We start from the raw sequence: 19649 nt of genomic DNA on the forward strand, positions 1-19649 counted from the left end.
TCAAGAAGGAGTAACATCGGGACTTGCAGCGACGGACCTCAGGACGCTCTTACACCACGTCTGCGCGCGCGACCTGCCAGCGCCGCGGTTTCGCCCTTTCTGCGCCGAAGCGATACACTGTTATCGTTTGATTTCTTCGCTCAAGGAGGATGCGCATGCCGTGCACAACGATTTTGGTTGGTAAGAACGCGAGCTACGACGGGTCGACGTTGGTTGCCCGCAACGAGGACTCGTCCAACGGGGTGTTTGAGCCCAAGCGTATGCGCGTGGTGCATCCCGACGAGCAGCCGCGCGTCTACACGAGCGTCCTGAGTCACCTGACCGTTGAGTTGCCCGATAACCCCATGCGCTACACGAGCGTCCCCGATGTTGTCCCGGGCCACGGCATCTGGGCCGAGGCCGGTTTCAACGAGCTCAATGTGGGCATGTCCGCAACCGAGACGCTCACCACCAACGAGCGCGTTCGCGGCGCCGACCCGCTCGTCGACTACGTGCCCGCCAAGGGCAACGAGGACGAGGACGGCTATGTTCCGGCGCAGCCCGGCGGTCTGGGCGAGGAGGACATGGTGACCCTGGTGCTGCCATATGCCAAATCCGCCCGCGACGGCGTACGCATTCTGGGTGACCTGCTCGAGCGCTATGGCACCTACGAGAACAACGGCATCGCCTTTAGCGACGTGGACGAGATCTGGTGGCTCGAGACCATCGGCGGTCACCACTGGATCGCCAAGCGCGTGCCCGATGACGCCTATGTGACCATGCCCAACCAGCTGGGTATCGACAGCTTTGACCTGGATGACGCCGAGGGCGCCCAGGCCGATCACATGTGCTCCGCCGACCTGCGCGCTTGGATGGCCGAGTGGCATCTGGACTTGACGCTGGGCGTTGAGGGCGACGGTCCGGCCGCGGTCTTTAACCCGCGCGAGGCCTTTGGCTCGCACAGCGACAGCGACCACGTTTACAACACGCCGCGCGCCTGGTATATGCAGCGCTGCCTTAACCCCAGCGATGTGTGGGACGGTCCCGAGGCCGACTACACGCCCGAGAGCGACGATATTCCCTGGAGCCGCGTGCCCGAGCGCAAGGTGACCATCGAGGACATCAAGTACGTACTCTCGAGCCACTACCAGGGCACGGAGTACGACTGCTACGGCAGCAAGGGCACGCCCGCCACGCGTGGCGCCTATCGCCCCATCGGCATCAACCGCAACAGCCAGCTCGCTGTGCTGCAGCTGCGCCCCTATGCGCATCCGGCCTACCGCGCCGTGCAGTGGATGGCCTTTGGCTCCAACTCGTTTAACGCGCTGGTTCCGCTGTACGCCAACGTCGAGACCATGCCCGAGTACTTTGCCGACACGCAGGCTCGCGTGACGTCCGAAAACTTCTACTGGGCCAACCGCCTGATCGGCGCGCTGGCCGACGTCCGCTTCCATGAGTGCGGCCGCGCAGTCGAGGATTATCAGGAGAAGGTCGGTGGCATGGGCCACAAGCAGATCCATGACATCGACGCTGCCGTAGCCGTTCTGCCCGAGGCCGAAGTGCCTGCCGAGCTTGCACGCGCCAATGAGGCCTTTGCCGAGCGTGTTCGCGTGGAGACCGATGCTCTACTGGGCAAGGTGCTCTACACCACGAGCTGCGCCATGAAGAACTCTTTCGCGATGAACGACAACGTGAGGTAGGGATTTCCCGTCAATCGAATAGCGCTAAAACGCTTTGTCGCTTTCGCTCAATCTTGGGTACAAGAACGCCAATGCAGTTGTTTGTGATTGGAGACAACCATGGTTATGAAACTCGATCAGCTTGTTAACGGCGCCATTAACGTGGGCTTTGGCGCTGCCGCCGTTGCTGTCGAAGGCGGCAAGAAGGTCCTCGACGACCTTAACACCAAGGGCGAGCAGGTCCGCAAGGACACCGCCACCCCCGATATCGCCCGCAGTGTGTCCGACATGTTCGAGCAGGCCGGCGGTACCATCTCCGATCTGACCGAGCGCTTGGGCATGCAGGGCGAGACCGCGGCCCAGCGCGTGCTCGACGAGCTCATCCTTGCCCGCGTCCGCGTTATGACCGCCCCCGAGCGCACGGCTTTCCTGGCCCATGTGCGCGACATCGTCGATTCGGTCGAGGACAACGTGACCTCGGTGCCCGTCGAGTCCGTTGAGCCCGACGATGCGAAGGATACCGAAGAGGCCGAGTAGCAGCGCAGATGGCAGATTCCACCACCGATTACAACAATCTAGATCCCTTGGGTGACGAGGCGGCGGTTGTCGATGAGGTCGATGCCGTCGTCTCGGGCGCTCGCAAGAAGCCGCGCGCTGTCGATATGGTCCCCGAGGAGCCCGACGCGATGGCGCCGGACGAGGAATACCAGCTCACGCCGGCGGGTCGCCGCGAGCGCATCGGACAGATTGTTCGCCTGGTCAAAAAGTACCGCGTGTGGGATAACCTCACGCCGGTTCGTTTGCGCCGCCTGCTCGAGGAACTCGGCCCCATGTTCGTCAAGATGGGGCAGATTCTGGCCAACCGGTCCGAGATTCTGCCGCAACGCTTTTGCGACGAGCTGCGTCGTCTGCGCTCCGACGTGGAGCCCGTACCGTACGAGGTCGTACTCAGTTGTCTGGAAGAAGAATACGGCCTGCGCCTGGGGGAGATGTTCGATGCGATCGACCCCAATCCGCTTGGTAGCGCATCGCTCGCGCAGGTGCACCGCGCTCGTCTGGTGACGGGCGAGGACGTGGCCGTCAAGGTGCAGCGCCCCGGTGCGCAGCAGGTTATGGCGCAGGACATCGATATCATCCGCTCGGTGGTGCGTATCGTTTCCAAGTTCGTCAACACCGATCAATTCGTTGACCTGCACGGCGTAGTCGAGGAGTTGTGGACCTCGTTTCGCGAGGAGACCAACTTTTTGGCCGAGGCCAAAAACCTCAACGACTTCTACGAGTTCCATAAGAGCGTTCATGGCGTGACGTGCCCTAAATCCTATCTGGACCTATGCACCGAGCACGTGGTGGTCATGGATTACGTCGACGGCATTTCGATCGCCGATCCTGAACGCTTGGTGGCCGAGGGCTATGACTTGGAAAAGATCGGTGCCGCGATCGTCGAGGATTACTCGACGCAGGTGCTCGATGACGGCTTTTTCCATGCCGACCCGCATGCGGGAAACATTATTCTCAAGGACGGCATCGTTTACTTTATCGACTTGGGCATGGTCGGACGCATGTCGAGTCACGATCGCGGTATCGTCAAGGACATGATTTTCGCCGTGGCCGAGGGTGACGTGCCCAAGCTCAAGGATTCGCTCATGCGCTTTGCCGTGACGCGCGGCGACTCGGCTGAGCTCGATCATTCGGCCTTTTTGTCCGATTTGGACTTTATCGTCGCAGACTTTGCGGGCCTTGACCTGAAGGATCTGGATATCGGCGAGTTTTTGACCTCGCTGTTAAACCTGGCGCGCAAAAACGACGTTGAGCTGCCGAGCGTGGTGACGATGTTCGCCCGCGGCATGGTGACGCTCGAGGGCCTGCTGACTGAGTATATGCCCAACGTCAACATGATCCAGATCATCCAGACGCACATCAAAAACGAGAAGAGCACCTATGCGCGCGTGCGCGACATGGGACGCGATCTTGCCGCGAGCAGCTATCGCGCGGCGAAGGGCTCGCTCGAGGCGGCCGAGTATCTGGGCCTGGCTTCGCGCATGCTCACGCGCGGCCAGCTTAAGGTGAACACGCAGATCATGAGCAGCGATAAGGCGCTGCGACAGCTGGGTGGAATTATCGACCGCATGTCGATGGCAATTGTGATCGCCGGTCTGTTTATCGGTTCGTCGGTGGTGTACTACGCGCGCATCGAGCCGGTTGTGTTTGGCATTCCGGTCATTGGCTTTTTGGGCTACGTGAGCGCGTTGGTGCTGGCGCTTATGCTGGGCCGAAATATCTGGCTCAACAGTCACGGCGGCAAGCACTAGGGGCTGCGGTCACCGTATTTTCCTATCGCAAATAATAGCTTTTACCTTGGGCTTCGCCTGCGTGCGAGGCCCTTTTGCGTGATACCATACTGACGGTAATAATCGATGGCATAGATGGTGGTGCGGAGACGCACGAACGCGCGGTTTTCCTGCGCGTTTGGGAGAATTGGGGTGCAAGTCCCCGGCTGTACCAGTAACCGTAATTCCTCTTGGCTCGGGATGTTCGCGTCGCAGATCGGACGACGTGCCCGAGTCGTTAAGGTTAAGTCGGATCGCCTCCCATCTTGTATGCGGCTGCGGCGTATGCCGCCGGTGTGCATAGGGCTCTGGAGGGAAGGGGGACCCCGATGGGGGAACTCGAGCGCAACATGCGCGATGACGTGGGGCAGCCTCAAGGCAACGCTCCAAGTACAGACAATGGGGGACAAATGGATATGTTTGAGGACGAGCGCGAGCGCGCCTCGTTGCATCGCCGTGGCGCGATTGCACGCGGTGTAGCCAAGCGCGGCCTGGTGGCATTCCTGGCCTTCGCGATGGCCTTTGGCACCACGCCGGCTCAGCTGTGGGCCGAGGGCGCCGAGGGCATTGCCGAGGCTGTGGCTCAGGCTACGACGCCGAGTGAGGGCACGGGGGCCGCGGGCGGTGCTGCCGACCAGGGCAAGGCCGAGGCTTCGGATTCTGGGAGCGCGCCCGCAGCTAGTGCCGCCACAACAGGGGCGGCAGCTGGCGACGAAGGTTCGGCGACGGGGGAGAACCCTGCCGCGAGCGAGCAGTCTTCGACGGTATCCGATGGCCACGCAGGATCCGCCGCCGCGGCTGCCGTCCAGACGGAGAGCCCGACAGAAACCGGCGATGTCGCCAAGAAGCAAGTCGAGGTCTCGTTCTCGATTATCGGCACCGATGCCGACGGCAAGGCTCAGACCTGGGTGGCACCTACGCAGCTCAAGCTCGACGAGGGCGCGACGGCTGCGGATGCCTTCATTAAGCTGCAGGAGAAGACGGGCTTCAAGGCAGACTACGATGCAAGCACAGCATATGGGTTCTACCTCAAGAGCATCACGTCCTCGACAGATAGCCGCACGCTTGCCTACGACGCGACAACCGGTGCCTTCTGGCAGCTCTTTGTTGATGGTGCGTCTTCCTCGGTTGGCGCGAGCAGCGTCAAGCTCACCCAGGGGCAGAAGATTGAGTTTGCCTATACGGCTGGTAGCTCGTCCCCTGTCGTTAAGGACCAACTTGCTGCGAATGTGACCGTCATTGGTCGCGATGCCCAGGGCAAGACTCAGACTTGGGTCGATAACGCGCAGTATGTGGTGACGTCCGGCTCGAGCGCACTTGACCTTACGAAGGTCGCGCTCGAGGCGAATGGCATCGACGCCGTTGCTGCGGGCTCCTTCATTCTGAGCCTTAAGTACAACGGCGTTGAGCTGGGTACGCCGTTCGATTATTCGACCTGTTGGCAGCTGTTCATCAACGGCAAGTCGAGCGACTACACGGCGGACAATGTCACCATTCATGCTGGCGATACCGTTACGTGGTTCTACGGTGGCTGGGGCGACCAGTTGCCCTCTGATTCCGTCCATGCTTCCGTTCAGGTCCTCGGTAAGGACAAGGACGGCAAGCAGCAGGTTTGGGCCTCGACGGGCCAGACGAGTCTCAAGGCTGGTTCCACTGCTAAGGATTTGCTGGAGCAGACTGGTCTTACCCTCGATGCTAAAGAAGAGTCTTGGGGTTGGTACCTCAGCGGCATTACCTCGCCGCTTGACGGTAAGACCTATGGGTATGATCCTGCGACCAAAAGTTATTGGCAGTTCTATGTAAATGGCAAGTTCGCCCAGGTCGGGGCCGGCAACTACGAACTCCAAGAGGGCGACGCCGTCACCTTTATGTATGGTGCTGACGCCGATGCCCTCCCCGGTCAGGTTCTTGGGTCCGTCGATGTTATCGGTCCCGATGTCAACGGCAACAATACTCGCTGGGGCTCGGCAAGCAATGTTTCCCTGCCCGAAGGCTCTACGGCCCAGGACCTTATTGAGACGGTTCTGAAGGCGAAGGGCGTTACGTACAACGCCTCCCAGAGCGGTGCATATTGGTTCCTGAATTCCATTACTTCGCCGTTCGATCACAAGCCGTATGGCTGGGATGGTGCGACCAAGAAATATTGGCATCTGTATATCAATGGAGAGCCCTCCTTACTCTGCGCCAATCAGATTACGCTCAAGAGCGGCGATAAGGTTACGTTTGCCTATACCACCGACGATTCGGCCATGCCCGATCCCGACAAGATTGTCGTGGACCCGAGTGCGACGACTCCTGATTGGGATGCCGAGTGGGCCGGCTACGGCAACAGTGGCAACGGTTCGACCGTAACGGATGCCAAGACGCCTGCGCAGGCCGCCGGTCTTAAGTGGGCCTTCGATTGGAAGGCCGAGTCTGGCCAGCAGTATGCCAACTGCAGCGAGCCTGTCATTGTTAACGGTTTTGTGTACATCGCGACCGAGAACGAGCTCATTAAGATCGATTCGTCCACGGGCAAAAAGGTTGCCTCTGCGCCGCTTGCCTCCAAGGTGAGCTACACCTCTCGTCCGATCTATACCAACGGCCTTATCATCGTTCCGCTCAACGGCGGTGCGGTCCAGGCGATTACTGCGGACAAGCTGATCTGCAAGTGGCTGACGCCTGGTTTGACGGACTTGACGCAGAGCTCCTGTACCGTGGTTTCGGACGGCGAGTACGTCTATGTTGGTACGGTCGATATTTCGTATGACGAGAACTACAACGCGACCTACGGCAACGGCTCCCTGAAGCGTATCAAGATTGCCACGGGCGAAGTCTCTTGGCAGAACATTGACGCTTCCGAGGGCTATTATTGGACTGGCGCTGCGCTGACGGATAAGTACACCATTGTTCCTACGAGCGCGGGCACGCTTAAGTGCATTGATAAGACGACGGGCGATGTCGTTTCGACCATGAAGCTCGACGCTGTCGCAAATGCCGATTGCATTGCCGATCCGTCCAATGGTTCGACCTTCTATCAGATGACGCACGACGGAAAGCTCCACGTGATTTCGCTTTCGGCGAAGGGCGTGCTGAGTGAACAGAAGACGGTTGATCTGGGCCTTGCGAATAATCTGAGCGCCCCTGCGGTGTCTGGTGACAATCTGATTGTCGGCGGACAGACGGCTACGGGCTCTGCTCTGGTTCTCTATAACCTGAAGACGGGCAAGACCACGATGGTCGCTGCTGCCGACGGCAAGGCGCTGCCGGCTGGCCTCAACGGTATTGCTGCTACTCCGCTGGTGAGTGTTCAGGGCGGCAAGACCTATGTGTACTTCACCGTTAACAGCGCGGATAGCAAGGATTACGTCAACTACTCTGCTGGTGGTGGCGTGTATCGCTATACGCTCGGCGATGCAGAGGCGACGCAGATTTATGATGCGGCTGGCCATTACCAGTACTGTGACTCTCCGGTCATTGCCGATGCATCTGGCAACCTGTACTACATCAATGATTCGGGCACGCTGTTCAAGCTTGGGGCCGTTGAGTCTTGGACGGTTGCCTTTAATTCCAACGGCGGGTCTGCTTGCGACACTAAGTTTGTTGCTACGGCCGATGGCAAGCTGGTCAAGCCGGCCGATCCGACGCGCGATGGCTACACTTTCGGCGGTTGGTTCACCGATGAGGCTTGCACGCAGGCGTATGATTTCAGTACACCGGTGACGGCCGATCTGACGCTGTATGCCAAGTGGACCAAGAATGCCGTTAACCCTGGCGGCAATGGCGGTTCTGGCGCTAATGGTGGCAACGGTGGCGCTGGCAACGGTTCTGGTGCTGGTGCCGGCACTGGCACGGGTTCCGGCTCCGGCTCTAAGGGCCAGGAGGCCGGCGGCGCTATCGCCCCGGGTCAGAAGCCGGTGACCAAGACGACGGTGTCGACCAAGACCGAGACCAAGGACAACAAGTCCGACAAGAAGGACACCGATAAGTCCGATAAGAAGGACGAGAAGAAGTCTGACAAGAAGTCTGACAAGAAGTCTGACAAGAAGTCTGACAAGAAGGACAGCAAGTCCGACAAGAAGTCCGATTCCAAGTCCGATACGGGTGCTGCATCCACGACCACTGCTAAGAAGTCCTCTAGTGCTTCCGAGCAGGAGGCTGGCACCAACCCGCTCGCCATTGTTGGCGTTGCCGCCGGCGTCATCGGTCTCGCCATCGTCGGCGTGTTCGTGTTCACCAAACGTCGGTAGGTGAGGGCTGTGTCCAATAAATCCAAGGACGCTGACCCCAAGCAACCAGATTCCTCGTTCATTCAGTTCGACGATGCAAAGCAAAAGGACGCCGCTTCGGCGGCGTCCGCCCCTCGCCGCAAGGCGCTCCTCGGCGTTCTGACTGCCGCGTGCACCATTCTGATCGTCGTCTCGCTGGGTTTCGTCCATCCTTCCGCAAGCGGTGCCTGGTCCATCGACTGGATCGTTCAGACCGTGACGGGGGAGAGCGTCGTCACCAAGGACACCAAGGTGTCTGGCTCGACTACGACTTCGGGCGAGGCCAGTTCCAAGGATTCCAAGTCATCGAATGACGAAAAAGATGAGTCCAAGTCCAAGGACGATTCCGGGTCTTCAAACAAGGAATCGGACAAGAACTCGGATAACAAGAAGTCCGAGGACCAGGACAGCAAGAAGTCTGGAGATAAATCCGCTGCCCAGAATACGGGAGCTGGCGATACTCCCAATGTGTCTGGCGGTGCTTCTTCGGGCGGTGGCCAGTCGTCTGATGGAGTTTCATCCTCTAATGGTGGAAACGCCTCCTCGGGCGGCCAGAGCGGCTCGCAGGAGTCCAGCTACGTAACAGTGACTGTTTCGGTCACATCGAGCGCTGTGGGCAATCCTGTGTCTTCCGGTGGCACCTTTACCTTTAACGAAGGCGCTACCGTCTACGATGCCCTGTGCGCGCTGGGTCTTTCTGTCAACGCACACGGCTCATCGTACGGCACGTATGTTTCTGCGATTGGTGGTTTGGCCGAGAAACAGTACGGCGGCACGAGCGGCTGGATGTACTCCGTCAACGGCACAACGCCTATGACGGCCTGCAGCAACTACGTTCTCTCCAACGGCGACAACGTGGTCTGGTATTACGTTACAGGCTAGAGGCCTCGACATAGCGCGCCGGACGGGCGGTTCGGACAAACATCCGGGCCGCCCGTTTTTCATGCGAATGGGACTGGGTCGCCGGGTCTCTTGGCAAACAAAAAACCGGTTGGAATGGGAATTCCAACCGGTTATACATTCAAGCAAATAGCGAATCGACTACGACCGTGCGCCCTCGAGGAAGAAGCGGCGGCTGAAGTAGTTGTACCAGGTGACGAGGAACGTGGCGATGGCCTTCATGGCTTGGTAGCCGATGCTCAAAAACGTGACGCCCACAAACATATACAGATCGTTGAGGCCCAGACCGATCACCGACAGGATGGTGAAGATCGTGAACTCGCGCTTGCGGCTCATTCCCTCGCGATGGTCGAACACGTACTTCATGCTGAGCCAGTAGTTGACCACGACGGACGTGATGAACGAAACCGTGGTGCTCATCAAAAAGTCGAGGTGAAACAGCTCGACGAGCGCAATGAGCATACCCCAGTCGATGCCAAAGGAGATAAGACCCACGACAGCGAACTTGAGGAACTGCTTGGTATGAGGTTGTGCCAGTGCCTTGCGCACGTAATCACATCCAATGCGTTGATGAATCGAGCAGAGGATACTTTAGAGCTTTTGCAAGGGAAACGTAAGGTCTTTGCCAAGAACTATACGAACTCGCCAAATTTTCAAGAGCTAATCCGCAAACGTTGAAAATTTGCCCGTAAACGAGCAAAGCCCACGAACAACACAGCGCTCGACGCGCGTCATCCGTGGGCATCGTAAAGCTGTAAGGTTGCGAGTTACTTGGTCTCGTCGCCTTCCAGGAAGATCTTTCGGGTCACAAAGTTGTAGACCATGACAAGCGCGGTGGCGCAGATCTTGGCGATATTGGCCTCGAGTCCCAGGCCGGCGTTGAGCGTCAACACGATACCGTCGTTGAGTGCCAGGCCGATCACGGACAGCACGACAAAGATAATGAACTCGCGGCGGCGGCTCATGCCCTCCTTGTGCGCAAACACGTACTTCATGCTGGCGAGGTAGTTAAAGATGAGTGAGATGATAAAGCCGCTGGTGTTGGCGATTAGGATGTTAAGGCCCAGACCGTAGTGGAGCAGATTCATGATGCCAAAGTCGATGACCGTGGCAATGACGCCGACGACGCCAAACTTCATGATCTGCGCAAGGAGCTTTTGCATGGTACCTGCCTTAGGGTGGCGCCGGGACGCCGTGGGGATGACAAACTCAGCAAGTTTAGCCAATCCCCGCGGGTGGGGCTAGGCGCGCTGTTCGATAGCACCGTTTCTATATGCATCGAGCAGCTGGCGCAGGTCCTGGATCTGGCTGCGAATCTTGGCGCCGGTATCGGTGTCGCTCACCATGCGGCGACGGTCTGCTTGGTCAAAACGGTTGGTCTCGCTCTCGATGTCCACGTTGCGTGTGAGTGCCTCGGCAACCGTCGTAAAGGCCCGGTGCGACTTGAGACGGCAGCCGCGCGAGCTCGAGATGAGCGTATAGCCGGCGATACCCGTCTTGGGATGGTAAGCGCGGCAGAAGCCGCCATCGATGACCAGCAGCTTGCCCTCGGCGCGGATGGGCTGCTCGCCCTTGGTGGTTTTAACGGGCGTGTGGCCGTTGATGATGTGACCGGTCGGTGAGCATGCCATGGGCGCGACGCCAAACTCGCGCATGATGTCGTCGCAGACCGAGGGCGACTTGGTAAGCGTAAAGTACGGGTCCATCGGCTCGACCCAGGTGCTCTTATCGGCGATATAGGCGCGCTCAAAGGTACGCACCAGGCGTCCGCTGGCGGGTGAGTTAAAGCCGATCCACAGGTACCACATCCAGTCGAGGGCGTCGCGGTCGCCCATGCGCCAGGCGCGGCGGGCGATGTGGTCGCAAAAATCGAGATAATCGCGGCCAGCGTGCCAGGTGCCCAGGCAGTTCATGCTGCTAAAGGTGCCGTCTTCGTTGAGTGGCACGCAGCCATGGAACAGCAGGTTGCCGTTGGCGACCTTGTACATCGAGCCGTGGGAATAGAGGAAATCGATATGGCGATGTAGATGATCGGCGGTGACAAACTCGGACACGAGCTTGTCGATGATGTGCTGCTCCTGAGACGTGAGCGTATAGGGGTCCGCCGGGTCGACGGTGGGGAAGTCGTTGGTCGTGAGCGGCCACACGCTGCCGTCGGCGAGCGTGACCGTGCCGGTGTCGTGATCGATCTTGTCGAGTAACAGGCGGTCGGTCATGTCGAACTCGGGATGGCGCTGGATAATCTGGCCCTCGAGCTTAAAGAGCAGCACGTTGATGGCCTTGATCAGCGGGGTGATGGACTCACCGGCGGTGTAGGTGGCATCGGCAAAGGCGACAAGCTCACGCAGCGAGATACCGTAGTCGTTCTCGAGGATCTCGTAATTGTCGTAGCGTAGGTTGTTGCGCAGCACCGTGGCGATGCAGGCGGGCTCACCGGCCGCAGCGCCCATCCACAGCAGGTCGTGGTTGCCCCACTGGATGTCGAGTGAATGGTAGGTGAGCAGGCGGTCCATAATCTTGGCCGCGCCGCCGCCGCGGTCGAAGATGTCGCCCACCAGGTGCAGGTGGTCGACGGCCAGGCGCTTGATGAGCGAGGCAAGCGACTCGATAAAGTCGTCGGCGCTGGCGGTTTCCAGGATGGACTCCACGATGCGCTCGTGATAGCGCACGCGATAGTTGTTCTCGTCCGGATGCGTGTGCAGCAGCTCGTCGATGATGTAGGCGTAATCGCGTGGGATGGCCTTACGCACCTTGGAGCGCGTATAGCGGCTCGAAAGCGAGCGGGCGACCATGATGAGCTGGTCAAGCATCGTCTTGTACCAGGTGGGCGAGTCCTCGCGCCGGCTGCGGACTAGCTCGATCTTCTCGCGCGGGTAGTAGATGAGCGTGCACAGCTCGCCCTTCTCGTCAAAGGAGAGCGTGTCGCCAAAGATCTCGTCGACATGTTCGCGCACGACGCCCGAGCAGTTGTTGAGGATGTGCATAAAGGCTTCGTACTCGCCATGCACGTCGCTCATAAAATGCTCAGTGCCTTTGGGCAGGTTGAGGATGGCCGAGAGGTTGATGATCTCGGTAAACGCGGATTGCTCGGTGGGAAACTGTCTCGACAGCAGGCGCAGATACTTGAAGTCTTGCGGATTGCGATCGAATGCGACCATGAAACACCTTCCGATAGGGCTGGTAAAACTGATAAACAGCGTCAAACGTTTATCAGTATGCGCCGCTTTTGTTTCGATTGGGGAAGGGCGGCCGAATTGTTAGCCGAACGGTTTGGTAAATCGATTTAGTGGAGGTAGATATGGCGGTTGAGTGGAGACGATAGAGGGTGTTTTCTCAGATATTTATGCGTGGGGTCGGTGGAAACGATGGTGGTAAAGATGTTCGCTATTTTTGGTTCGATTTGGTAAATAGTGGACATATGTACCGTATGTAGGCTCACTGTGCGATAATTTGCGCAGCAATGAGTAAGGAGCCTCATATGAGTGATTTTGTCCTGACCTGTGAATCCGCCGCCGATCGAACTCGGGAGTTCTTTGAATCGCGCAATATCCCTGTCGTGTGTTTTCATTACGAGATCGACGATGTTGTCTATACGGACGATCTGTATCAGTCGATTACGCCGGACGAGTTTTTTGCCCAGATTGCCGCAGGCGCCATGCCCAAGACGTCTCAGGTGAGCGTGGGTGAGTACGAGGAGTTTTGGGAGCCGCTTGTTGCCGAGGGTAAAGACGTGCTGCACCTGACGTTGTCGTCGGGTATTTCGGGTACGTATGGCTCGGCTTGCGTTGCGGCGCAGATGCTCGCGGATCGCTATCCCCAGGGCGGCAAGGTGCGCGTCATCGATTCGCTGGCGGCGTCTTCGGGCTTTGGCCTGCTGGCGGAATGTGCCGCCGACGTGCGCGATAGCGGGGCTTCACTCGACGAGACGGCTGCCTGGATCGAGGAGCACAAGCTCAACCTGCACCACTGGTTCTTCTCGACCGATCTGTCGAGCTACCTGCGCGGCGGTCGCATTTCGGCTGCGAGCGCGATCATCGGCACGGCGCTTAAGATTTGCCCGCTTATGACGGTCGATTGTGAAGGTGGGCTGTCGCCACGTGAGAAGATTCGCACTAAGAAGCGCGCGATTTCCGAGATGGCTAAGACCATGATGGCACACGTGCAGGACGGTGCGGATTATTCGGGTAAGTGCGTCATGTCGCACTCGGCGTGCCGCGAGGATGCCGAGGCAGTTGCGGCGCTGATCGAGAAACAGGTTCCGCAGCTTAAAGGCAAGATTGAGATCAATAACATCGGTACTCTGATTGGCTCGCATACCGGACCTGGTACGGTGGCGCTCTTCTTTATGGGCGACAAGCGCGTGGATTAGTTTGCCCCATCACATCGCTGCATGATTGCTCAAACGAAAACGGCCCGCCTCACGTTTGTGGGGCGGGCCTTGCTGTTGGGGTTAGCGTTTCTTTCCGCGGAAGAAGAAGCCGTGCAGTGACGGCTTGAGGCCGCGGTTGGCGCGATGCTCCTCGACGCGCTCGTGGATCGAAGCGACGCGCTCGATGACTTCGTCGGGAATCGGCACGTCGGGATTCATGTTCTCGACCTGGCTGACCTCGGCGGCGGCGACCTGGTCGATAATGGGGACATCGTCGTGCGAGATGACAGGTGTGGCGTCTTCCTTCATCTTGCGATAACGCTGCATCATGTCGGTCTGTAGCTGCTGGGCCGAAGGCGGCGTCCAGATGATGGCGTTGGCGCCGGCGGCGATGGTTTCACGGATGCTCTCGGGCGTCTTGCCGCCCGGCGCGATGAGCGGCAGGTTGGGATAGTGCTTGCGCAGCTCGCGTAGGACCTGGGGCGTGTTCTTGCCGGCGGCGATGTTGAGAATCTTGGCTCCAGCGCGCACCTTGGCGTGGGCATCGTCGTCGCAGCGAACGACCGTAGCGATGACGGGGATGTCGGCGATGTTGGTGATGTGCTCGACCATCTCGGCGGTGGCGGGGGAGTTGACCACACAGCCCGCCGCGCCCTGCATCTCGGAGACGGCTGCCATCTGAACGGAGCGCTTGCCGGTGGTGGTGCCACCGCCCACGCCTACGAAGACCGGGCACTCGGCGACGGTCAGCAGCGCCTGCGTAATGGCGGGCTGCGGCGTGAAGGGGTAAACGGCAAAGACGGCATCGGCGTTGGAGTTGCGGATGACCGCGACGTCGGTGGTGTAGATGAGCGATTTGATACGACGGCCGAAGAGCGTGAAGCCGCTGGCCTCCTCAATCTCGTCAGGCATGCGAAGGGCCGCCTTGCGCAGGCGCCCGTCGATGGGCAGCGGCTCCATGGGAAGCAGTCCGTTGGGGGTCACGGCTACCTGGGGTTCGGTGAACTCGTCTGCGAGCTCGACCTCGGAGAAATCGACCGAGGCGACGATGTCCTCGTGAACCTCGGCGGGCACATCGATGGGGGCTTGGTCGTTTGCCGCGGCAGGCGTGTCGAAGGAGCTGGTGCCGACGAAGGCGTCGACGCGCTCATTTAGATCGTTGAGGGTATCCATGGAAGCTCGATTCTATGTGATGACGGCCGGCGCGATGCAGCCGGAATTGCGAATGCTAAATCGTTTGACGAGTTGATTTTTCCCCGCCGCGCCATCCGTTAGACCGAAGGGCCGGCGAACGTGAAGGAGCTGTGGTGGCGGGTATTGAGGTGCTATCTTGAATGTCCCGTTTAAAAGAGAGGTGACGCGGTATGGAATTGACAGCAATGTTTGGCTCGATTGGCCTGTGTGTGGGCGCAATCGTTGCCGCCGCGGTCATCTACTTTGTGGTCACGGCCATTAAGGGCAAAAGGGCCGAACGCAAGGAGCGCGCGATGCTTAAACAGCATCGCGACCAGCAGGGCAAACGCGCACGGAGATAGCTTGTTGAGTTTTGGATCCGTGCGCTAGCTGCGTTTTCGGATCAGGGCAATGTAGAAGCCCTCAAATTCGCGGCTGGGCGGAATGGTGAGCGTGCCGGGCAGGCCGTTGGCGATGGCCGATACCTGACCCGTGGCAATGGCCTCGGTCAGGGCGTTGGACTCGATGCGCGGCTCCTCGCCAGCTTCCTGGGCGCGGCGTGCCTCACTTTCGCTTGGCGTGCCGTCGAGGGGGATGAGCTCGCAGTCCATATGCTTGTCGAGGGCCTCTTGCAGGGCGTCCTCGTTTTCCTGCGGCAAGATCGAACAAGTCGAATAGACGAGCGTGCCGCCCGGTTTTAGGGCTCCCATGGCGCGGTCCAGAAGCGCACGCTGCGAGCGGGCGCATTTGACGAGCAGCTGCTCGGTCAGGCCGCGCAGGCTTTTCTCGTTGCCGCTGATGACGGTGCCCGTGCCGGTGCAGGGAGCGTCGAGCAGGATGCGGTCAAAGCGGAAGAACTCGTCGAGCTCGCGTGCGTCGGTGCGCATGACGGGCACGTTTTTGGCACCTTGGCGGTGGAGGTTGGCTTCGAGTTTCTCGGCGCGGGGAATGCTCATCTCGCAGGCGGTAAGGTGCGCCTGCCCCTGCGTGAGGGCGGCGATCTGCGTCGTCTTGCCGCCAGGGGCTGCGCACATGTCCAGGATGTCCTCGCCTGCCTGAGTGCCCAGGACCAGCGGCGGCATCATGGACGACAGGCTCTGCAGGTAGATCTTGCCGTCGCGGTAGATGTCGAGATCCCACAGATCGGAAACCTGGGCCTCGGGCAGGATGAAGGCGTCTGGGTACCAGGTGACGGGGTTGTGGGCGATGCCGGCGGCATCGAGCGCCGCAGCGATGTCCTCGGCGGTTGCCTTGAGCGTGTTGGCGCGCAGCGTGACCGGGCGTGTGGCCGCGGCGCCGAAACCCTCGATCATGAGCTCGGCATCGGCGGGCGCATAGGCGCCGGCGACCGTGTCGACCATAAAGCGCGGCAGGTCGGCGGCGGAGTGTTGGGCGGCAAGCTGGTCGGAAAGCTCGGTAGCGGCAAACTGCCTGAGGTTGAGCTCGGGCTTAACCTGCTTTTTCTGCTTACGACGACGTGGCTTGGACATCCGTCTTTCCTTCCCATTCCATTACATGTCGAGTGTTTAGTACTGGCTCTCGTGCTTGCTGAAGAAGTCGAAGCGCGGGGGCAGCGGCTTTACGCGGTGCTCGCCGGGCTTCTCGCCCAAGCTCTCCACAAACTCATCCGTGGAGGCGAAGATGTTATCCCAGCTAAAGAAGGCGACCGGATCGACGTCGAAGTACTCGCAGATGAGCTCGCAGCCGGCGGGGACGATGCCGTGCATGAGCACGGTCGCCACGCGCAGCTCGGTAAAGGCGTCGACGAGGGCCTGCGTCATTGCGGCATTGGCCGGCTCGCCCTCGAGCTTGTTAGCGGCCTTGGAGGCATCGCTCCAGCGCTTGTTGGCGGCACGCAGGTAGTCGTCGCACACGGCGAGCGCGCGGTGCGTCTCGAACTTGTACATGGCCTGCTCAAAGGCAAGGGCAGCCTGCTCGGCGGCCTCGACCACGGTGTCAGAAGCTGCGCCGGCGGGGATGCAGCCGTTGCGGTAGGGGCTCTCGTCGCCCTCCTTGACGGCGACGCCGTAGAAGCAGCTGCGGGCCAGGCGGTTGAACACGCCGGTCAAAAGGGCGCTCTCCTTAAGGGCCGGATCGATGACGCGCTTGTCGTCGCAGGCGCGCACCTCGTTGCCGTCCTTGTCCTTGCCGGTCACCCGCGTGTCGTATGCCTTGGGGCTAAAGCTTACCGGCTTCTCGGACAGGCCGAGCGACAGCCAGTGCGCGCGCATCTGCTCGCAGGTGTAGTGGTTGAGCAGGTCGTCTGCCGGCGGGGGAGGCGTCTGCGAGGACGAGCTGGCCTTTTTGCCCATGTAGAGCAGGTGGTAGCAGGCGCTGACGGTGCTCTGCGTGAGGTCCCAGCCCAGGGCCTCCCACATGGCGGTCTGCGCGATACAGTAGAAATAGATGTTGTCCTGACCGATGAACTGGTAGATCTGTGCGTCGTCAGAGCACCACCAGTCGCGCCAGTCGAGCGAGCTGTGCTGGTAGGTGGGTGCGGGCACCTGCGTGGAGTCGGCGGCGGGCTCGCCCATGAGGGCGGCATCCTGGGCGGCGACGCCCTCGGTCACGCCGGCGGCCTTGGCATCGCGCGCGAGCACGGTGCGCGTATAGCTGATGGGCGCCCACAGGCTCTCGGGCCAGCACCAGCAGGTGACGTCGGAGGCGCCATCGACCTCGGGCACCGGAACGCCCCAGTCGATGTTGCCGGTGATGCGGAAGGGCACGAGCGCCTTGCCGCTGCGGAAGCGCACGCCACCGTTGGCGAGCACTGCGTGGGCATCGTCGCGCTCCTTCCAGCTGGGGAAGGTGACGGTAAAGCTGCTCTTGTTGCCCTCGGGCTCCAGCACGGTGTGCTCGGGCAGCTGATCCTCGACGGCATCGAAGGCCTCGCGGAACTTGTTCTGGATGTAGAGCTGGGCCGGCAGCAGCCACTCCTCCATAGTCTTGGAGACCACGGAGCGAACCTGCGGGTTCTGGGCGAGCTTGGCGGTGTAGGTTTTCATGAAGTCGAGGTAGGCCGGCAGGTCGAAGTAGAGGTTGTCGACCGGACGCAACTCGGGCACCTCGCCGGTGAGCTGGCTCTTGGGCGCGATGAGCTCCTCGGGCTCAAACTGGTGGCCCAGATCGCACTCGTCGGCATAAGCCTTCTCGGACTTGCAGCCCTGGATGGGGCAGCGGCCGATGACCTGACGGCCGTTGAGGAACGTGCCGGCCTTGGCATCGTAGAACTGCAGCGTGGAGCGCTTGGAGATGGTGCCCTGCTCGTGCAGGCGCTTGATAATCTCGGCGGTTACCTCGTTGTGAATCTGCGCAGCCGGCTCAAGGCCCGAGCCGCCGTAGATGTCGCAGCTGATGTTGTAGTTGTTGAGGGTCGCGGCCTGGCGGGAGTGATTGGACTCGACATACTCGCCGATGGACTTGTCGTAGCCCTCGTTCTCCTTGAGCTTGCGGTAGCTCTCCATGATGGGCGAACCGTAGCAGTCGGTGCCCGAGGTGAAGATGACGTTTTCGCGGCCCAGGCGGTCGCGCAGGAAGCGGGCGAAGAAGTCGGCCGGGACAAAGACGCCGCCGACGTGGCCAAAGTGCAGGCCCTTGTTGCCGTAGGGCTCGCCGGCGGTAACGATGGCGCGGCGCGGCCAGCTGGGACGGTCGTTCATGGAGTATTTGGATGCCATGGGACTCCTTCGCATATGGTGAGGGCGCAGCCGGGCGCGGGGCTCGGCTGCGCGGTGGTCAATTCGTGCATATCGTTCGACATTATCGCACATGCGGGCGGGTGCGTGGCAGGGGCGCTATCCTAAGATGTTATGAATGAGATTTCCAACATACATGCGTTTGAGGACGAGGATTTTCTGCACGCCTGCTTTGTGTGGGGGATGGTCGTAGTCGGCGTGTTTGCCGTGTGCCTGGTGCCGGTGCTTATGCTGCTGGGCAGGCCTGCGGACTTGGATGCGGCTGAGGCAGGCGGCTGGACGGCGGTCGTGGGCTGGATAGTCGGCGTGGCTGTTGTTTGTGCGGCGTCGTTTGCCGTACACGAGCTGGTGCATGCGGTGTTTTTTAAGCTGCTGGCGCCTGCGGGCGTGCGTGTGACCTTTGGGGCGAATCGCGAGACTGCGATGATTTATGCCTGCGCCGAGGGCGTTGTGTATTCGCATCGGCGTTACATGACCATTTGCCTGGCGCCCACGGTCTTTTTGACGGCAGCGTTTGCCCTGGGGTTTGCGTTTTCGGGCTATCCGCTGCTGTGCTACCTAGCGGCCGGCTTGCATTTGTCGGGGTGCGTGGGCGACTGGTACTACGTGCGAACCATTCTGCGCGATCGCCGTATCGTCGCCTGCGAGGACACGTCCTTTGGCGTGCGCTTTTTTGGGTGAGGAGATGTCGATGAAGCCGTTGTTGTTGCACGCCTGCTGTGCGCCGTGCTCGCTTGAGCCGGTCCGCCTGCTGCGCGAGGAAGGGTTTGAACCCACAATCTGCTGGACCAACCCCAATATTCAACCGCGCGATGAATGGCGGCGCCGTTTGGACGAGCTGCGCCGGTGGTGTGCCGACGGCGACATCGAGCTCATCGAGGCCGGGGAGGACCGCGAACGCTGGGAGACCGGCGTGGCCCCGTTGGGTGCCGATCGTCCCCGTCGCTGTCGCGTGTGCTATGCCTTGCGCTTGGCCGAGGCATGCCGCGTTGCCCAGGAGCGCAGGTTTGAATATGTGGGTACGACGCTCGCCGTCTCGCCGTACCAGCTGTTCGACACCTGCAATGACGTACTCGAGCGCCTGGCGGCGGCACGTGGGCTCACCCCGGTGATCCGCGATTTTCGCCCGTATTATCCCGAGGCTACGCGCCGTTCGCGCGAACTGGGCATGTATCGACAGAACTACTGCGGTTGCCGCTTTTCTGCCGTCGAGGCGGCCATGGACCGCGCTCGCATTCGCGACGAGCGCAAGGCTGCCAAAAAGTAGTTCATTTGGGACG

General features: G+C 60.3%; 16 protein-coding genes. 10 read left to right on the forward strand and 6 right to left on the reverse strand.

Annotation, left to right across the window (positions count from 1 at the left end; translation table 11 throughout):
* The 6 genes from AB5Z14_RS08830 to AB5Z14_RS08855 all read left to right on the forward strand — a co-directional run.
* Positions 1–184: hypothetical protein (locus tag AB5Z14_RS08830; protein WP_368131105.1), on the forward strand; the 184-nt coding region annotated here is incomplete at its 5' end.
* A complete protein-coding gene (locus tag AB5Z14_RS08835; protein ID WP_368131106.1) occupies positions 156–1679 on the forward strand; it encodes a C69 family dipeptidase in 1524 nt (507 codons plus the stop codon). The genes AB5Z14_RS08830 and AB5Z14_RS08835, both read left to right, overlap by 29 nt.
* Before the next feature lie 99 nt (positions 1680–1778).
* Entirely contained in the window at positions 1779–2195 is a 417-nt protein-coding gene (locus AB5Z14_RS08840) for a hypothetical protein (protein WP_117583986.1), read from the forward strand.
* Positions 2196–2203: 8 nt separating this feature from the next.
* Positions 2204–3967, forward strand: coding sequence for an ABC1 kinase family protein (locus tag AB5Z14_RS08845; protein WP_368131107.1), 1764 nt, complete (start codon positions 2204–2206; stop codon positions 3965–3967).
* A gap of 428 nt (positions 3968–4395) precedes the next feature.
* Positions 4396–8214, forward strand: coding sequence for a DUF4430 domain-containing protein (locus AB5Z14_RS08850; RefSeq protein WP_368131108.1), 3819 nt, complete (start codon positions 4396–4398; stop codon positions 8212–8214).
* Positions 8215–8223: 9 nt separating this feature from the next.
* A complete protein-coding gene (locus tag AB5Z14_RS08855) occupies positions 8224–9114 on the forward strand; it encodes a DUF4430 domain-containing protein (protein ID WP_368131109.1) in 891 nt (296 codons plus the stop codon).
* A 159-nt stretch (positions 9115–9273) separates the two neighbouring features.
* Here AB5Z14_RS08855 and AB5Z14_RS08860 read toward each other — a convergent pair whose 3' ends face one another.
* From AB5Z14_RS08860 to AB5Z14_RS08870, 3 genes are all read right to left on the reverse strand, one after another.
* On the reverse strand, positions 9274–9681 hold the full coding sequence (locus AB5Z14_RS08860; protein WP_022095123.1) for a GtrA family protein: 408 nt from the start codon (positions 9679–9681) through the stop codon (positions 9274–9276).
* 218 nt (positions 9682–9899) lie between these two features.
* Positions 9900–10295 (reverse strand): GtrA family protein, encoded by a 396-nt coding sequence (locus AB5Z14_RS08865; RefSeq protein WP_006235398.1) that lies wholly within the window; start codon positions 10293–10295, stop codon positions 9900–9902.
* Between the two features lie 78 nt (positions 10296–10373).
* Positions 10374–12290, reverse strand: coding sequence for a fructose-1,6-bisphosphatase (locus tag AB5Z14_RS08870; RefSeq protein WP_368131110.1), 1917 nt, complete (start codon positions 12288–12290; stop codon positions 10374–10376).
* Between the two features lie 320 nt (positions 12291–12610).
* On the opposite strand from AB5Z14_RS08870, the gene AB5Z14_RS08875 reads away from it, so the two are divergent.
* A complete protein-coding gene (locus tag AB5Z14_RS08875; protein ID WP_368131111.1) occupies positions 12611–13501 on the forward strand; it encodes a DegV family protein in 891 nt (296 codons plus the stop codon).
* An 81-nt stretch (positions 13502–13582) separates the two neighbouring features.
* On the opposite strand, the gene AB5Z14_RS08880 is transcribed toward AB5Z14_RS08875, so the two are convergent.
* Positions 13583–14674, reverse strand: a complete 1092-nt coding sequence (locus AB5Z14_RS08880) for a beta/alpha barrel domain-containing protein (RefSeq protein WP_368131112.1) — start codon at positions 14672–14674, stop codon at positions 13583–13585.
* Positions 14675–14865: 191 nt separating this feature from the next.
* Between AB5Z14_RS08880 and AB5Z14_RS08885 the strand changes: the two genes are divergently transcribed.
* Positions 14866–15036: a hypothetical protein gene (locus AB5Z14_RS08885; RefSeq protein ID WP_157757989.1), complete on the forward strand. Its 171-nt coding sequence runs from the start codon at positions 14866–14868 to the stop codon at positions 15034–15036.
* A 24-nt stretch (positions 15037–15060) separates the two neighbouring features.
* On the opposite strand, the gene AB5Z14_RS08890 is transcribed toward AB5Z14_RS08885, so the two are convergent.
* Together AB5Z14_RS08890 and AB5Z14_RS08895 are read right to left on the reverse strand one after the other, a co-directional pair.
* A complete protein-coding gene (locus AB5Z14_RS08890; protein ID WP_368131113.1) occupies positions 15061–16164 on the reverse strand; it encodes an RsmB/NOP family class I SAM-dependent RNA methyltransferase in 1104 nt (367 codons plus the stop codon).
* A 36-nt stretch (positions 16165–16200) separates the two neighbouring features.
* Positions 16201–18351: a methionine--tRNA ligase gene (locus AB5Z14_RS08895; protein ID WP_368131114.1), complete on the reverse strand. Its 2151-nt coding sequence runs from the start codon at positions 18349–18351 to the stop codon at positions 16201–16203.
* Positions 18352–18483: 132 nt separating this feature from the next.
* Between AB5Z14_RS08895 and AB5Z14_RS08900 the strand changes: the two genes are divergently transcribed.
* Both AB5Z14_RS08900 and AB5Z14_RS08905 read left to right on the forward strand, forming a co-directional pair.
* Positions 18484–19050 carry a DUF3267 domain-containing protein gene (locus tag AB5Z14_RS08900; RefSeq protein ID WP_368131115.1) on the forward strand — a complete coding sequence of 189 codons (567 nt, stop codon included), beginning with the start codon at positions 18484–18486 and terminating at the stop codon, positions 19048–19050.
* Positions 19051–19060: 10 nt separating this feature from the next.
* A complete protein-coding gene (locus AB5Z14_RS08905) occupies positions 19061–19636 on the forward strand; it encodes an epoxyqueuosine reductase QueH (protein ID WP_099431933.1) in 576 nt (191 codons plus the stop codon).
* Positions 19637–19649: the final 13 nt, after the last annotated feature.

The organism is Collinsella aerofaciens, assembly GCF_040910265.1.
In the GTDB taxonomy this organism is placed as follows: Bacteria; Actinomycetota; Coriobacteriia; order Coriobacteriales; family Coriobacteriaceae; genus Collinsella; species Collinsella aerofaciens_BK.

Bases quoted from the DNA above. Each gene is read 5' to 3' on its own strand.
- AB5Z14_RS08840 (WP_117583986.1), top strand. From the start codon at position 1,779: ATGGTTATGAAACTCGATCAGCTTGTTAACGGCGCCATTAACGTGGGC.
- AB5Z14_RS08845 (WP_368131107.1), top strand. From the start codon at position 2,204: ATGGCAGATTCCACCACCGATTACAACAATCTAGATCCCTTGGGTGAC.
- AB5Z14_RS08835 (WP_368131106.1), top strand. From the start codon at position 156: ATGCCGTGCACAACGATTTTGGTTGGTAAGAACGCGAGCTACGACGGG.
- AB5Z14_RS08870 (WP_368131110.1), bottom strand. From the start codon at position 12,290: ATGGTCGCATTCGATCGCAATCCGCAAGACTTCAAGTATCTGCGCCTG.
- AB5Z14_RS08865 (WP_006235398.1), bottom strand. From the start codon at position 10,295: ATGCAAAAGCTCCTTGCGCAGATCATGAAGTTTGGCGTCGTCGGCGTC.
- AB5Z14_RS08890 (WP_368131113.1), bottom strand. From the start codon at position 16,164: ATGTCCAAGCCACGTCGTCGTAAGCAGAAAAAGCAGGTTAAGCCCGAG.
- AB5Z14_RS08875 (WP_368131111.1), top strand. From the start codon at position 12,611: ATGAGTGATTTTGTCCTGACCTGTGAATCCGCCGCCGATCGAACTCGG.
- AB5Z14_RS08900 (WP_368131115.1), top strand. From the start codon at position 18,484: ATGAATGAGATTTCCAACATACATGCGTTTGAGGACGAGGATTTTCTG.
- AB5Z14_RS08895 (WP_368131114.1), bottom strand. From the start codon at position 18,351: ATGGCATCCAAATACTCCATGAACGACCGTCCCAGCTGGCCGCGCCGC.
- AB5Z14_RS08905 (WP_099431933.1), top strand. From the start codon at position 19,061: ATGAAGCCGTTGTTGTTGCACGCCTGCTGTGCGCCGTGCTCGCTTGAG.
- AB5Z14_RS08885 (WP_157757989.1), top strand. From the start codon at position 14,866: ATGGAATTGACAGCAATGTTTGGCTCGATTGGCCTGTGTGTGGGCGCA.
- AB5Z14_RS08850 (WP_368131108.1), top strand. From the start codon at position 4,396: ATGGATATGTTTGAGGACGAGCGCGAGCGCGCCTCGTTGCATCGCCGT.
- AB5Z14_RS08880 (WP_368131112.1), bottom strand. From the start codon at position 14,674: ATGGATACCCTCAACGATCTAAATGAGCGCGTCGACGCCTTCGTCGGC.